Origin of the sequence: Mycobacterium kyogaense, from assembly GCF_036946525.1 — a bacterium.
GTDB lineage: Bacteria > Actinomycetota > Actinomycetes > Mycobacteriales > Mycobacteriaceae > Mycobacterium > Mycobacterium kyogaense_A.
Window position 1 is genome coordinate 98,617 of record NZ_JAQIIY010000014.1, and the last position, 15,390, is coordinate 114,006.

General features: G+C 70.1%; 12 protein-coding genes. 5 read left to right on the forward strand and 7 right to left on the reverse strand.

The features are described 5' to 3' along the window. Window position 1 precedes the first annotated feature (1 nt). Window positions 2–853 (forward strand): MaoC/PaaZ C-terminal domain-containing protein, encoded by an 852-nt coding sequence (locus PGN37_RS12805; protein ID WP_335331401.1) that lies wholly within the window; start codon window positions 2–4, stop codon window positions 851–853. A gap of 5 nt (window positions 854–858) precedes the next feature. Here the strand turns inward: PGN37_RS12805 and PGN37_RS12810 are convergent, their stop codons facing one another. Together PGN37_RS12810 and PGN37_RS12815 are read right to left on the reverse strand one after the other, a co-directional pair. Then, window positions 859–1,482 (reverse strand): TetR/AcrR family transcriptional regulator, encoded by a 624-nt coding sequence (locus tag PGN37_RS12810; RefSeq protein WP_335331402.1) that lies wholly within the window; start codon window positions 1,480–1,482, stop codon window positions 859–861. Between the two features lie 64 nt (window positions 1,483–1,546). Continuing rightward, complete coding sequence (locus PGN37_RS12815) at window positions 1,547–2,749, reverse strand: glycoside hydrolase family 3 N-terminal domain-containing protein (RefSeq protein WP_335331403.1); 1,203 nt, start codon at window positions 2,747–2,749, stop codon at window positions 1,547–1,549. Between the two features lie 71 nt (window positions 2,750–2,820). On the opposite strand from PGN37_RS12815, the gene PGN37_RS12820 reads away from it, so the two are divergent. From PGN37_RS12820 to PGN37_RS12835, 4 genes are read left to right on the forward strand one after another with little or no spacing between them, the layout of a single operon-like run. Then, complete coding sequence (locus PGN37_RS12820; protein ID WP_335331404.1) at window positions 2,821–3,288, forward strand: universal stress protein; 468 nt, start codon at window positions 2,821–2,823, stop codon at window positions 3,286–3,288. A gap of 24 nt (window positions 3,289–3,312) precedes the next feature. Continuing rightward, window positions 3,313–3,486, forward strand: coding sequence for a DUF2613 domain-containing protein (locus PGN37_RS12825; RefSeq protein WP_143816679.1), 174 nt, complete (start codon window positions 3,313–3,315; stop codon window positions 3,484–3,486). Window positions 3,487–3,502: 16 nt separating this feature from the next. Continuing rightward, window positions 3,503–7,678, forward strand: a complete 4,176-nt coding sequence (locus PGN37_RS12830) for an alpha-(1->3)-arabinofuranosyltransferase (RefSeq protein ID WP_335331451.1) — start codon at window positions 3,503–3,505, stop codon at window positions 7,676–7,678. Window position 7,679: 1 nt separating this feature from the next. Continuing rightward, a complete protein-coding gene (locus PGN37_RS12835) occupies window positions 7,680–9,134 on the forward strand; it encodes an AMP-binding protein (protein WP_442932917.1) in 1,455 nt (484 codons plus the stop codon). On the opposite strand, the gene PGN37_RS12840 is transcribed toward PGN37_RS12835, so the two are convergent. The 5 genes from PGN37_RS12840 to PGN37_RS12860 form a co-directional block, all read right to left on the reverse strand. Then, window positions 9,109–10,281 (reverse strand): acyltransferase family protein, encoded by a 1,173-nt coding sequence (locus PGN37_RS12840; protein ID WP_335331406.1) that lies wholly within the window; start codon window positions 10,279–10,281, stop codon window positions 9,109–9,111. The two genes, PGN37_RS12835 and PGN37_RS12840, sit on opposite strands and share 26 nt — an antisense overlap. A 140-nt stretch (window positions 10,282–10,421) precedes the next feature. Beyond that, window positions 10,422–11,612, reverse strand: a complete 1,191-nt coding sequence (locus PGN37_RS12845) for a cytochrome P450 (protein ID WP_335331407.1) — start codon at window positions 11,610–11,612, stop codon at window positions 10,422–10,424. 10 nt (window positions 11,613–11,622) lie between these two features. After that, window positions 11,623–13,170: a bifunctional 3-(3-hydroxy-phenyl)propionate/3-hydroxycinnamic acid hydroxylase MhpA gene (mhpA, locus tag PGN37_RS12850; protein WP_335331408.1), complete on the reverse strand. Its 1,548-nt coding sequence runs from the start codon at window positions 13,168–13,170 to the stop codon at window positions 11,623–11,625. Then, window positions 13,167–14,120 carry a fumarylacetoacetate hydrolase family protein gene (locus PGN37_RS12855; RefSeq protein ID WP_335331409.1) on the reverse strand — a complete coding sequence of 318 codons (954 nt, stop codon included), beginning with the start codon at window positions 14,118–14,120 and terminating at the stop codon, window positions 13,167–13,169. Before PGN37_RS12855 ends, mhpA begins: the two co-directional genes overlap by 4 nt. Next, on the reverse strand, window positions 14,117–15,262 hold the full coding sequence (locus PGN37_RS12860; RefSeq protein ID WP_335331410.1) for a VOC family protein: 1,146 nt from the start codon (window positions 15,260–15,262) through the stop codon (window positions 14,117–14,119). The genes PGN37_RS12855 and PGN37_RS12860 overlap by 4 nt, the downstream gene beginning before the upstream one ends. Window positions 15,263–15,390: the final 128 nt, after the last annotated feature.

Genomic DNA, 15,390 nt, shown 5'->3' on the forward strand with positions numbered 1-15,390 from the left:
CATGAGCGAGGGTGGGCAGCCGTCGGGGCTGCGCAACCTGGTGCTGGCCGCGGCCGGCGCGCTCCCGTTCGTCCCGCGCGGGGACACCTTGCCGCAACGCCGGCTGACCGTCGACGAGCTCAGCATCGACCCGGCGCACGTGGCGGCGTACGCGAACGCCACCGGGCTGCGGTTCGCCAACACGGTGCCGCTGACCTATCCGTTCGCGTTGACGTTCCCGACGGTGATGGCGTTGATCACGGGGTTCGACTTCCCGTTCGCCGCCATGGGTTCGGTGCACGTGGAGAACCACATCACCCAGTACCGTCCGATCGCGGTCACCGACACCGTGTCGGCCGCAGTCCATGCCGAGAACATGCGTGAGCACCGGCGCGGGCTGCTGGTCGACGTGATCACCGACGTCACGGTGGGCAACGAGACGGCCTGGCATCAGGTCACCACGTTCCTGCACCAGCAGCGCACCAGCCTCTCCGACGAGCCGAAGGCGCCGCCGGCGAAGCAGCCCAAGCTGGGCCCGCCGAACGCGGTGCTGTCGGTGACGCCCGGCCAGATCCGGCACTACGCGTCCGTCGGCGGTGACCACAACCCGATCCACACCAACGCGGTCGCGGCGAAGCTGTTCGGCTTCCCGACCGTCATCGCGCATGGAATGTGGAGCGCGGCAGCGGTTTTGGCCAACATCGAGGGTCAGCTTCCGGATGCGGTCACGTACTCGGTCAAGTTCGCCAAGCCCGTCGTGCTGCCCGCCAAGGCCGGGTTGTACGTGGACCGGCGTGGCGACGGGTGGGAGTTGACGTTGCGACACCTGAGCAAGGGGCATCCGCACCTGACGGGCACGGTCTCGCCGGCCTGAGCGATTCAGGTCTTCGAGACAGCCTCGGCGTCGGAAGGCGCTGGGGCGCCCTTGAGGCCCAGCCAGAACAGGTCGATCATCAACGCCGCGGCCTCGTCGACGTCGGCATCGCCCGTGCTGACGCGCGAGGCCACGGCCTCACCGGCGCCCACCAGCGCGACGGCCATCATGTCGAAATCGGTGTTGGGCCCGGGGAATCGGGTGCCCGAGCGCAGCAACCGGCCGACGAGTTCGATGATGCGCTCGCGGCCTTCGCGCACGGTGTGGGCGAACCGTTGCGAGCTGGTTGCCTGTGTGTAGAGCACCATCCACGACGAGCGGTTCTCGTCGATGTACTTGAGGAATGCCAGCACCGCGCTGCGCAGCAGCTCCTTGGGCGGATCGGTGAAATCGATCTTGTCGCGCACCTCGTCGACGAAGCGGGCGAGCTCACGGTCAAGGCAGGCCGCGAACAACTCTTCCTTGGAGCCGTAGTACAGGTACAGCATCGGCTTGCTGATCTGCGCCTCGGCGGCGATCGCATCCATCGACGTCTCGTGATAGCCGTTCACCGAGAAGATCTGCACGGCGGCGTCGAGCATCTGCTGCTCGCGGACGGCGCGAGGCAAGCGCTTGGTCCCACCTGCCATGACGCGCCTTTCTCGACTTCCAGCCAACCTGCTTACCAACACAGGGTAAGCACTGGCTGACGAATCAGCCGCCGCAGCGCGGTGACGGGCCCTTCAGAGCGGCCAACCGGGTCACCGACGCATCGACGGCCGATTGGGACAGTTCGCCTGCCGCGACGGCCTTCTCCAGACGATCGAGCACCGCGGGCACCTCGGTCGTCGTGATCCACAGCGCGACGTCGGCGCCGGCCTGCAGGGACCGCAGCACCGCGTCGGCAACGCCGAACCGGTCGGAGATGGCCTTCATGCTCGACAGGTCGTCGGTGAAGACCACGCCGCCGAACGGCGGGCCGCCGTAGTCACCGGAGCGCAGCAGCGCGTACGCGGCGGGGCTGAGGCTGGCCGGTTCGCTGCCCGTCAGGCCCGGCACCTCCATGTGGCCGACCATCACGGCCACAGGGCCCTGCGTCGTCAACGTCCGGTAAGGCACCAGGTCATTGGCCTGCAGATCCGCCAGGGGCGGCGTGACCACGCTGCCGGCGTGCGAGTCGCCGGAACCGTGGCCGTGTCCGGGGAAGTGCTTGAGCACCGGCAGCAGACCCGCGTCGCGCAGCCCCCGGGCATAGGCACCGGCGTAGTCGGTGACGGTGGCGGGGTCCGCGCCGAAGGAGCGGTCGCCGATCACCGTGTCGTCGGGGGCGTCCGTGACGTCGACGACGGGCGCGAAGTCGATGGTGATGCCCATGCCGCGCATCTGACGGCCCCGGTCGAGCGCGATCTGGTACACCTGCTCGGGCGTGTCGGTCGCGGCCAGTGTGCGGGGAGCGGGTTGGCTGCCGATCAGCTTCGCCAGCCGCGACACGCGGCCGCCCTCCTCGTCGACGCTGACCGCCAGCGGCAGCGGTCCGGCGTTCTTGGCGATGTCGGCGAGGGAGCCGTCGGTGAGCATCGACAGGTCCGTCCAACTGCCGATCATGATGCCGCCGACGTGCTGGCTGTCGACGACGGCGCGGGCGTCGGCTGCGCCGGTCACCCCGACCATCAGCAGCTGGGCCAGCTTGTCGCGCACCGACATAGTGGCCACTGCGGCGCCGGGATCGCCGCACGCGGGTGCGGCCGGGGCCTGCGGGGGCGTGATGCCCGGTAGCGGACCGGCGGCCTGGGCGACGGTCGACGCGGTGGGAGACTCGGCGGGCGGGTTGGCGTCCGACGACGCGCAACCGGCGAGCAGCACCGATGTCGCGAGCATTCCGGTCACGGTCCTGAGTGCGCTCTTCGAAACAGCCATCGGGCTCGACCCTAACCGCAAGGCACGCCTCAGCCATAGTCTGAAGGGAACCGGGGCGGGGAGGAGGACGAATGCCAGGCGGACAGACCGTCGTGCTCATCGCCTTCGACGGTTCGCCGACGGCGCGTCGCGCGGTGGAGCACGCCAGCCGGTTCCTGACCGTGAACCGTGCGGTCGTGCTCACGGTGTGGACGCCGATCGATCGCGGATCCCCGGCGGTCGCCTATGACCTCGACGGACCACCCGATCCGCCGGCCGCCGACGAGATCGACATCGCTCTGGCCGAAGCGCAGCGCACCAACGCCGAGGGCGTCGCGCTGGCGACGACGGCCGGCCTGCCCGCCGAACCGATGTGCGCCGCGCAGACCTCGACGGTGTGGGCGACGATCATCGCGGCGGCCGACGAGGTCGATGCCGATCTGATCGTCACCGGAACGCGTGCGATCACGGGTTTCCGCTCGCTGGTGCAGTCCAGCGTCGCCGACCACGTGCGGCGCCGGGGGCACCGGCCGGTGCTCATCGTGCCCCCTGAGCTCTGAGTCGCCCGTGCTAGTTTGTGGCCCATGGATCGGTTCCTCGTACCTGCGGCGGCCAGCGTCGTCGTCGGCCTGCTGTTGGGCGCGGCGGCCGTGTTCGGGGTCACGCTGATGGTCCAGCAGGACACCAGGCCCCCTCTGCAGGCGGGCGATCCTGCGTCCTCGGTGCTCAACAGGGTCGAGTACGGCGACCGTAGCTGAGCCGACAACCCAGCCGCTGTCGCGGCGCTGGTTGTGGGTGGCCGCCGCGGCGGCGCTGGTCCTGACGTTCGCCCAGTCCCCCGGCCAGATCTCCCCGGACACCAAGCTCGATCTCACCGCCAATCCGCTGCGCTTCCTGACGCGCGCGTTCACGCTCTGGAACAGCGAGCTTCCGTTCGGCCAGGCGCAGAACCAGGCGTACGGCTATCTGTTCCCGCACGGCACCTTCTTCCTCGCCGGCGATCTGCTCGGAGTGCCCGGGTGGATCACCCAGCGGCTGTGGTGGGCGCTGCTGCTGGTGGCCGGGTTCTGGGGCGTGCTGCGCGTCGCCGAAGCCCTGCAGATCGGCACGACGACCTCACGGGTGATCGGAGCGCTGGCCTTCACCCTGTCGCCGCGGGTGCTGACGACGATCGGGGCGATCTCGTCGGAGACGCTGCCGATGATGCTGGCGCCGTGGGTGTTGCTGCCGGTCATCCTGGCTCTCCGGGGCGATCCGCGGGTGCGCCTGCTGGCCGCGCGCTCGGCGGTGGCGATCGCGCTGATGGGTGCAGTGAACGCGGTCGCGACGCTGACGGCCTGCCTGTGCACGGTGGTGTGGTTGGCGTGCCACCGGCCGGGGCCGACGTGGCGGCGGTTCGTGGCGTGGTGGCTGCCGTGTGTGGCGCTGGCGGTGGTGTGGTGGGTGGTCGCGCTGTTGCAGCTGGGCCGCATCAGTCCGCCGTTTCTGGACTTCATCGAGTCGTCGGGGGTGACGACGCAGTGGATGTCGCTGACCGAGATGCTGCGCGGCACGGGCGCCTGGACGCCCTATGTGGCACCGACCGCGACCGCGGGATCGACGCTCGTGACGGGCTCGGCTGCCGTGCTGGCGACGACGCTCGTGGCGGCGGGTGGGCTGGCAGGCCTGGCGTTGCGGAGCATGCCGGCCCGGGGGCGGCTGGTGACGATGCTGCTGATGGGCGTCGTTTTGCTGGCTGCCGGCTACTCCGGCGGGCTGGGTTCGCCGATCGCGGCGCAGGTGCAGGCGTTCCTCGACGGCGACGGCACGCCGCTGCGCAACCTCCACAAACTCGAGCCGCTGCTGCGGTTGCCGCTGGCGCTGGGGATCGCGCATCTCCTGGGGCGGATTCCGCTGCCGGGCAGCGTGCCGCGGCCGGTCTGGCGACGCGCATTCGCCCATCCCGAGGACGACAAGCGGGTCGCCGTCGGTGTCGTGGTGCTGGCCGCACTCGTCGCGGCGACGTCCTTGGCGTGGACGGGTCGGCTGACGCCGCCGGGGACCTTCGACGCGATCCCGCAGTACTGGCATGACACGGCGGCATGGCTGGACGACCACGACGCCGGGGGCCGCGTCCTGGTGGCCCCGGGCGCGCCGTTCGCCACGCAGGTGTGGGGCAACAGCCACGACGAGCCGCTGCAGGTCCTCGGTGACAGCTCGTGGGGAGTGCGCGACTCCATCCCGCTGACGCCGCCGGAGACGATCCGGGCTCTCGATTCGGTGCAGCGGCTCTTCGCCGCCGGCCGGCCGTCTGCCGGACTCACCGACACCCTTGTCCGACAGGGTATTTCGTATGTGGTCGTCCGCAACGACCTGGATCAGGACAGCAGGTCGGCGCGGCCGATCCTCGTGCACCGGGCCATCGACGGCTCCCCCGGTCTGACCAAGGTGGCCGAGTTCGGCGACACCGTGGGCCCGGGCACGCTGGAGGGCTTCATCACCGACAGCGGGCTGCGGCCCCGCTACCCTGCCGTCGAGATCTACCGCGTCGCCGGACCCCCCGACGCGATGGCGCCCTACCTCGTCGACGCCGACGCCATGCCCCGCGTCGACGGCGCCCCGGAATCATTGCTGCGCCTCGACGAACGACGACGCCTGACCGGCCGGCCGCCACTCGGCCCTGCCCTGCTCACCCAGGATGCGCTGCGCGCCGGGCTGCCGGCGCCGCTGGTGACGGTCACCGACACCCCGATGGCGCGGGAGACCGACTACGGCCGGGTGGACGATCACAGCTCGGCTGTCCGCGCCCCCGGCGACGCCCGCAACACTTTCAACCGCGTGCCCGACTACCCGTCGCGGGGCGCGACCCCCGCGCAGGGCGCGTGGGGCGGCGGCCGGATCACGGTGTCGAGCGCAGCGTCGGATTCCACTGCGCTGCCCAATGTCTCACCGGCATCGGGCCCGCCGGCCGCGATCGACGGCGACTCGTCGACAAGCTGGGTGTCGAACTCCCTGCAGAGCGCGATCGGACAGTGGCTGCAGATCGATTTCGATCACCCGGTCACCAATGCGACGTTGACGCTGACACCCAGCGCCACTGCTCTCGGGGCGCAGGTCCGCCGGATCGAGGTGTCCACGGCCACCGGGACCAGCACGGTGCGGTTCGACGAGCCGGGCAAGCCCCTCACCGTCGCACTGCCCTACGGCGAGTCGCCCTGGGTGCGCATCACCGCTGTCGCCACCGACGACGGCTCCCCCGGTGTGCAGTTCGGCGTCACCGACCTGTCGGTCACGCAGTACGACGCGAACGGGTTCGCCCATCCGGTGAACTTGCGCCACACCGTGGAGGTGCCCGGCCCTCCGCCCGGTTCGGCTGTGGCGCAATGGGATCTGGGTGCCGAGCTGCTGGGCCGGCTGGGTTGCGCGTCGAGCGCCACCGGTCTGCGGTGCGCGGCCGCGATGGCGCTGGCGTCCGAGGAGCCGGTCAACCTGAGCCGCACCCTCACGGTGCCGACCCCCACGGAGGTGACCCCGACCGTGTGGGTGCGCGCCCGCCAGGGGCCCAAGCTCGCCGACCTGATCGCCCAGCCCGATACCACCCGCGCCGGCGGCGACTCCGATCTGATCGACGTGCTCGGTTCTGCCTACGCGGCCACTGACGGCGATCCCGGTACGGCGTGGACCGCGCCCCAGCGGGTGACCCAACCCCGCTCCCCCGCCACACTGGTGCTGAAGTTACCGTCAGCGCAGGCTGTTTCGTCGCTTCGAGTGACGCCGAGTGAGTCGACGCTGCCCGCGCATCCGACGCTGATCGCTGTCGATCTGGGTGGCGGCCCCGAGGTGCGCCGCCTCACCGACGGCACCGAGACGCTGCGCCTGACGACCCGGGTGACCGACACGATCACGATCTCCCTGCTCGACTGGCACGACGTGATCGACCGCACCGCACTGGGATTCGACCAGCTCAAGCCGCCAGGACTTGCCGAGGTGGTCGCCCTGGATCCGCGGGGACGCCCGATCGGCGCGGCCAATGCAGCCGAGAACCGCACCCGCACGGTCACGCTGCCGTGCGGCCAGGGCCCGATCATCGCTGTCGCGGGGCAGTTCATCCAGACCTCGGTCCGCACCACGGTCGGCACCCTGCTCGACGGCGCACCGATCCCCGCCCAGCCGTGCCGCCCCGGGCCGATCGCGTTGCCCGCCGGACAGCAGGAGTTGGTGATCAGCCCCGGCGCGGCGCTCGTGGTCGACGGTGTCGCGCTCGATACACCCCGATCCGGTGAGATCCGCTCAGCGGCAGAGCAATCCGTCGACACCGAGCAGTGGGCCAACGATCGCAGGCAGGTGGATGTCGCACCGTCGGACCGGGAGCGGGTGCTGGTCGTGCCCGAGAGCATCAATCCCGGATGGTCAGCCCGCGGCCCGGACGGGGCGGCGCTGCGCGCCATCACCGTCAACGGCTGGCAGCAGGGCTGGCTGGTGCCGCCGGGCGCCGGGGGTGCCGTGACGATGGACTTCACCGCCAACGCCCCGTACCGGACGGGTCTGATCGGTGGCCTGGCTCTACTGCCGCTGCTGTTCGCGCTGGCCGCCGTCCCGATGCGGCGACGACGGGATCCCGGCTCGCCCGCGCAGCCCTGGTCTCCCGGCCTGGTCGCCGTCGGCGTCGCCGCCACCGCGGCCGCGACGGTGATCGCGGGGCCCGCCGGCACGGTCCTGGCAGCAGGTGCGTTCACCGCGCGTTTCCTGCTCCGCCGTCGAGAAGCGCTGTGCGACAACATCACCGTCGTCGCGGCCGCTGGCGGGCTGACGCTGGCCGGCGCCGTGCTCAGCATGTACCCGTGGCGCTCCGTCGACGGCTACATCGGCCATTCCCCGTGGGTGCAGCTGCCGGCGCTGGTCTCCGTCGTGGCCGTCGCCGTCTCTGCGATTCCCCGCCGCACAAAGACCCCCACCCCGCAGGATGACTGACATGAGCGCACCCGTCCCTCCGATCAGCACCCAGGTCTCTGCGCTGGCCGCCCGGGAGCCCGACGCCCCGGCCGTCACCTGCGCCGGTGTCACCGTCACCCGGGCCGAGCTGGACGCGGTCACGAACCGGCTGGCGCGGGGTCTGGCGTCACTGGGGGTGGGTGTCGGCGACTACGTGACGATCGTGCTGCCCAACTCCCTGGACTGGGTGTATGCGGTGCTGGCCTGCTGGAAGCTGGGCGCGATACCGCAACCGCTGTCGGCGCGGCTGCCCGACGCCGAGTTGGCCGCTCTGCTGGAACTGCGCCGCCCGGCCGTGCTGATGGGGCGCGCCGACCCGACCGGAATCACCCCCGATACGACGGTGTCTGTCGCGCAGGGCTTTTCGGATGAGCCGGTGCCCGAGGCGGTGTCACCGGTGTGGAAGTCGATGGCCTCGGGCGGCAGCACGGGGCGGCCGAAACTGATCGAGGCAGGTAACGACAGCCGCATCCCCGCGGCGATCGGTACCCCGCTCGGCGCTCAGGAGAACGACGTGTCGCTGATCTCGGTGCCGCTGAGCCACAACACCGGGTTCACGACGTTCGCGGTGGGTCTGCTGCAGGGCCACCACCTGGTCGTGATGCCGCGGTTCGAGCCGCGCGACTTCCTGCGCCTGGTCACCGCACACCGGGTGACGTTCCTGACCACGGTGCCCACGATCATGCAGCGCCTACTGCCGGTGTACCGCGAGAGTCCCGACGCCTACGACCTGTCGTCGATCCGCCGGTTCTGGCATCTCGCGGCACCGTGCCCACCGGTGGTGAAGCGCGCCTGGATCGACCTGCTCGGGCCGGAGGTGGTGTGGGAGCTCTACGGCGGCACCGAGCTGCAGGCGCTGACGTTCATCTCCGGCGAGCAGTGGCTGACCCACCCGGGCTCTGTCGGCGTCGTCGTCGCCGGAGAGATGACGGTGCTCGACGACGACGGCAACGAGTGCCCACCCGGGGTGCCCGGCGAGATCTACATGCGCCGCGATGCGGGTGCGCGGCCCACCTACCGCTATGTGGGCAGCACCGCCAAGAGCCGTGACGGCTGGGAATCCCTCGGCGACCTGGGCTATTTCGACTCCGACGGCTTCCTCTACCTCACCGACCGCCGCGTCGACATGTTCACCGTCGGCGGCCGCAACGTCTACCCGGCGGAGATCGAGTCGGCGCTGGCCGAACATCCCCGGGTGCTGTCCAGCCTCGCCGTCGGCGTCCCCGACGAGGACCTGGGGCAGGTGCCCTACGTCCTGGTGCAGGCGTCCGGGCTGACCGCCGACGACCTCACGGCGTTTCTCGCCGAGCGCCTCGCGCCCTACAAGATGCCGCGCACCGTCGAGTTCGTCGATCGGCCGCTGCGCGACGATGCGGGCAAGGCGCGCAGGTCGGCTGTGCGCGACGAGATCATCTCGCGACGGCAGGCTCGGTGACGTCGTCGACCGCACTGTCCAGCGGGGTGGGGTCGTTGCGCCGCTCCCACCGGCGCAAGGCGTTTCGGCACGGTGATTCGACCAGGGCATAGCTGACCGCGGCGATCGCGAACCCGAAGCCGACGGTCAGCAGCAGCACCGGCACGAAGTGGCCGTTGAACGCGAACTCGCCCAGCATCGGGAACACCATCGCCAGCGCGGCGAGGTGCCACACGAACAACCCGTAGGACCAGCGGCCGAGCGTCACCATGACCGGATGCCCGAGCAGCCGGTGCGGGGTGTCGGGGCGGTCGAGCACCAGCGGCGCAAGCAGCGCACCCGCGACGATCGCACCCATCGCGGTCTTCATCGTGACCTGCCCGATCGTGCCGAACTGCAAGCCTTCCCTGCCGGCCAGCGGCGAGGCCGCGACCAGGAACGCGGCCACCGCGATGCCGGCCGTCAACACCCGGCGACGGGCGATCCGGTGCGCCAGGCCGACCGGCGACACGGTGAGCTCGGCGAGCACCATGCCCGCGGCGAACCAGGAGAAGAACGCCGGCGGCCAGTTCCACAGGTTGTGCCCGGAGTCGGGATCGAACGGAATGCGCACCCAGAACAGGCTGGCGACGGCGGCGGCGATGATGACCGGTATGCGGGCGCGGACCGGCACCCGGCGCACCAGCAGCGCCAGGAACGGCAGCGCGATGTAGAAGGCCACCTCGACCGACAGGCTCCACATCTGGGTGAGCCCGGCGGTCAACGTCAGGGGCACGTAGATCTGGGTCAGCGTCAGATTGGACAGCCAGACCGTGGCGTCGGCCTTGGCGTCGGGCAGCAAGGTGAGGATCACCACGACCGCCACCAGATAGCCCGGCATGATCCGAACGAAGCGCGACCGCAGGTAGTGCCCGGTGGCCGGGCGCTTCCTCAGGCCGCGGGCGGCCGCGGCGTGGCCGCGCCACAGCAGGAAGCCCGACAGCGCGAAGAACACGGCGACCGCCAGGTCGAATCGGCCGAGCAGCCGGCCGGTGACGCCCGTGGTGTGGCCGGTCTGGAACGCGACGTGGGTGACGACCACGCCGATGGCTGCGCAGGCGCGCAGGCCCTCGACAGCGGGCAGGAAGCTGCGCGTGCCGCCGATCTCTGCCGACTGGGTGGACGTCACGGCGACCAGTCTGCCGGAGTCGAGGCCGGCGCCGGGAACAGGGCGGAACGCACCTCTGCTCGGTGTTGCAGGCGAGATTGCCGTCAGGGTTGTCCGCGCGACCCTCAAGGCAATGTCGGCTACAGCATCCGGAAATGGGGTCAAGCGCTCGGGACGAGGCGCAGCGGCAGGTGCTCGTGTCGGTGGATGATGTTGTTCACCGCCCAGGTCGGCTCGCCGACGAGTTCGATGCGGTCGACGCGCTCGAGGAGCGCGCCGAGCATCGCGGTGGTCTCCAGCCGGGCCAGTCCTTGGCCGGCGCACGCGTGCGCGCCGTTGCCGAACCCGACGTGACGGCCTGCGTCGTTGCGGATGTCGAAGACGGCGGGGGCGTCCCATTCCCGCTCGTCGCGGTTGGCCGAGGCGTACATCACCAGCACGCGGGAACCCGCGGGCAGCGTCACGTCACTGATCTCGCTGTCCTGCAGCACCTTTCGGGTGAATGCCCGTAGCGGCGACTCGAAGCGCACCACCTCGTTGACGGCGTTGCCCAGCAGGGAGGGGTCGGCACGCAGCAGCTGCCACTGCTCGGGGTGAGTGGAGAACAGGTACAGGGCACTCGAGATCGCGCTGATCGTCGTGTCGAGCGACGGAGCGATGTAGTCGATGAGCAGAGGGGGCACCTCGGCAGCGTCGAGGCTGCCCTCGTCGACGGCCGTGAGGAGTTCGTGCGCCATGCTCCCCGGCAACACGGTGCGCTCGCGGACCACACGATGAGCGAAGCGCAGCATGTGCAGGGCATGCGGAAAGGCCTTGGCGGCTTGCCAGTTGGCCGGCCCGAGGATGTCGAATGTCGCCGCACCCCAATCGAGGAGATGCCTGCGTTGGTCCCGCGGCCATCCGACCATGTCGGGGACGACGGCAAGCGGGAGCGCGCCCGCCAGCGCCACCCCGTCGATTCGCCCGTCGCGCACGGCGTCATCGACGAGGCTCCCCGCTTGCCGCTCGACGTCCTCGGAAATGGCGCGCAGGGCTCGCGGTAGGAGGCGGTGCGCGACGAGCTTGCGGCGGCGGCTGTGGTCGTCGCCGTCGCTGTTCAGCGTGGTGCCCCTCGACAACCTGTTGGTGAGCGGGTTCGCCGCGACGCCGTGCCCGGACAGGTAGCGGCCGTCGTCGCGCAGGGTGGCCTTGCACTCGGCGTAGCGCGGCAACGCATAGAGACGCTGGCGGCTCAGCCACACCACCGATCCCAGCTCGCGCAGCGCACGGTAGTGCGGGTGTGGATCGAGAATGGCTGTGCGCGTGTAGATGTCGGATCGGTACACCGGGACGTCAGCGCGAGGACGGAACATGTGCGAGGTCCTAGTCGTGCCGATGGGCCGGTGCGGGATCGAGGCGGAACAGCGGGAGGGCACGGCACATCGTGGCCACGTCACGTCCCGCGGCCATGACGGTGCGGTCGGGACGCACCACCGCCGTCGTGACACGGTGGCTCGCGAGCCAGCGGGCGAGTTCGGAGCCCGGCGCCGCGCGCACGATCCGCGCTCCGCGCGTCGCGACGTTATCGGCTTGGGCTGCCGTCAGCGCCTCCGTGGTGATGAGGCCGAAGCCGAGTCCGAGTTGGTCATCGAGACGAAGACCGTTGCCCAGCAGAACATTCGGGCACAGATGACCGGCGATACCGCGGGTGCGCAGGGTGCGCTTCACCAGCGTTGAGGAGTGCAGTGGCGGCGTCTGCGATTCGGTGATCTTCGACCGCAGCCCCGGTACCAGGCGTAGTCGCGGCACCACGAGAGCCCGCACGGCGGCGCCGATGCGACCGCCGGCGGTCATCGCGCGCCCGACGTTGAGCGCGAGCGAGATCATGTGGCGGGCATGCGGGCGGCGCTCGGCTTCGTAGCTGTCCGGAGCCGCCTGCTCCAGGTCACCGCGCAGGACACCGGCGATCTTCCACGCGAGGTTCATCGCGTCACGCAGCCCGGCGCCCATGCCCTGCCCGATGAAGGGCGGGGTCAGGTGGGCGGCATCGCCGAGGAGGAAGACGTTGCCGTGGCGCCACGTGTCGGCGAGCTGGGCGCGAAAGGTGTACTCCGCCGCGCGGATCAACCGCAGCTCGACATCGGCGATGTCGTGAGTCCACGGCGCGACCAGTGGACGCAGCGCGTCCAGGGTGGCGTAGTCGTCGACCGATTCGTGGTCGAGAAGCCGGAACTCCCAGCGGTAGCGGGTGGGCCCGATCCTCATGTACGTGCCGGCCCGGTGACTGTCGCAGACCTGATGCACACCGTCCCACTGGTGCAGGTCGGCCTCGGTCTCGATGTCTATGACCAACCAGCGCTGTTCGAACGTCATGCTGTGCATCGCGGCGCCGATCGTGCTGCGCACCAGGCTGTTCGCCCCGTCGCAACCCAGCACGACGTCGGCGGTGATCACGGACTCCTGACCGGTGGCGCGGTCGCGCACCCGCAGACGTATCGGCCCTGTCCCCGACACGTCGAGCACCTCGGTGTCGCCCCGGAACCGGGCCTGAGGATGGCGGGTCAGATTCGTGCGCAGCAGCTCTTCCAGCCGGGGTTGATCGAACATGCTGGCCGCGGGAAAGCCGTTGCTCGTCAACGCCGTATCCCGACGGAACTCCGCCAGCACCGACAGATCGCGGTCGACCAGGCGCAGCCCCTGGGCAGGGCGCGAGATCTCGGCGAACTCCTCGGCGATACCGAGGCGCGCCAGAATCCGGAAGACCTCGTCGTCGAGGTGCACGGCACGCGGCTGCGGGTAGACCTGCGGCCACCGGTCCAGGACCAGGGTGTCGACGCCGTACTGGGCGAGCAGCGTGGCGGCAGTGACCCCGGTCGGCCCGCCGCCGACGACCGCCACCCTGACGTGCTCGGTGGGAACCGGTCCGGTCATCGTGCGTATCGCACCGACAGCCGCTGCGTCCCCAGGTCGATCGCGCCGTCGTCGGTGCCGACGGATGCTTCGACGACGTCGCCGTGCTGCAGGTACTTGCGGTTCTTGGCCTGCCGGGAGAAGAAGGCCTTCCACTTCACGGCGGGCGGTAGGAAGTTGCCGATGATCTCGACGGGTTTCGGCGGCGCGCTGAGCGCCGTCCCTACCGGGGTTCCGGTGAGGACGAGGTCACCGGCCGCCAGATCCTGGAATCGGGTCAGCGACTGCAATGCCTGCAACGGCCGATAGAGCATGTCGCCCTCGACGATCCGGTTCTGGCGTTCCTCGCCGCTGACACTCAGGCGCAACCTCAGGTCACCGAAGCGCGCGAGCTCGGCGGCGTCGAGCAGCACGAGAGCGGGCCCGACGGGGGTGAACGTCGGATACGACTTCGCCTCGTAGAACTGTGTCTGCGGCAGCTGGATGTCGCGGGCGGAGACGTCATTGGTGACCGTCAGACCCGCGATGACATGGGGCAGGTCGTTCTCGGTGATCGTCGACCCCGCCGGTACGTCGCGCCCGATCACCAGGCCGATCTCGACCTCGTAGTCGAGCAGCGTGACGTGCGCCGGTCGCACGATCTCCCCGAACGGCCCGGTGATCGACGCCGACGACTTGCGGAAGAAGGTGAGCGGCACGGTCTTGGGGTCCATCCCCGCGTCGACGACGTGGGATTCGAAATTCGTCATCTGGGCGATCACGCGGCACGGAGCGGTGACCGGCGACAGCAGTGTCAGGTTCTCGAGGGCCACGGTGTCGCCGCCGGCACCACCCGTCTCGATGGCCGCATCCACGGCGCCTCGATCGGCGAGCAGCTCGGCCGTCATCGACGCCGACGTGGTGATCGGCGAGGCGCCGGTGGGCGTCTGCACCCACCAGCCCTCGGAGGTGCGCAGCACGGAGATGGTCATGAGATCGCTACTTTCAGAAGGCCGATGAGGCGGTTGAGGTCGAACTCGTTGTCGCCGCGCAGTGCGGTGACCATGGACGTCAGCTGATGTCGCGCAGCACGCGGATCAGCGTCGAGGAAGTCCTTGGTCGCCGGCGGACCCCACTGCGCCAGGCCGGACGCGGTGAACGGCGCCCAGCCGGGGTCGAGAGTGTTGTCGAACATGTCGCCGTCGGCGAAGTGCTCGACGAGGAATCCGTCGGGGTCGCGCCAGTAGTCGAAGAGCTGGCTGCCCTGGATGTGTCGGCCGATACCCCAGGACCGGTAGTAGCCGCGCTCGCGCAGGTACTCACCGCCGGCGGCCAGCGCGTCGAGATCGCTGACCTGATACGCCGAGTGGATGTAGCGGTTGGCAGGACCCAATGCCAACGCCAACGTGTGGTGATCAGCCGGGATCGAGCCCAGATCGCAGCGGATGAAGCTCATCGCCGGTCCGCGATCGCGCTGCCCGGGGAAGAAGAGGAAGTCGCTGACGATCATCCCGAAGGTGTCGAGATACCAGTCGAGCGTTTTCAGGTAGGTCGTGGACTGCAGCACCACGTGCCCGAGCCGCTGCACGCGGGCGGGTACCTGCGGCGGGCGCACGGTGGCGTTGATCCGGGCGGTGTCAGGTCCGGTGTTGAGGATCTGCGGCGCCTGGTCGGGCTGGGCCGGCAGCTCGTGCATGCCGGCGACCACCGTGACCGCCATCCCGCTCGGATCGGTCAGCGCCACCGCGACCCCGCCGATCGCCTCCGGAAGGGCATGCACCCGGGTTCCCGTCTTCTCGGCCAGGCGCAGCACGTCGACCTCGTCGGCGGCCCGAAGAGCCAGCCCGGCGAACCGGGTGCGCGGACCGCGGCGCAGCAGCACACACGGCGCGCCCGCGGCTGTGCCCCGCAGGTGAAGCTCCTGCGGATCGCGCAGAGAGATCCCGAAACCGAAGGCTCGCGCGAACGCTTCCGCCCGGACGAGGTCCGGTTTGTCGAACTCCAGCCACGCGATGTCGGCCACTCGGATGATCGGGTCCTTCGCCCGCCCGGGGTGCTCACCACGCAACGAGCCCTGCTCGCTGTGCAGGTCTGCGTGGACGTCTCGGTGTCCGTCGACTCTCGGCGTCGCCATCTGACCCTCCTCCAGTTGAGGAAATCGTCACACACGATGGATCTGTCAGTCAAGGATTTCTGACGAAATCCTCAGCAATGACGTCACCGGTTGGAGGAGTCGTCGACCCGTCCGCGCCGTGGTGCGCT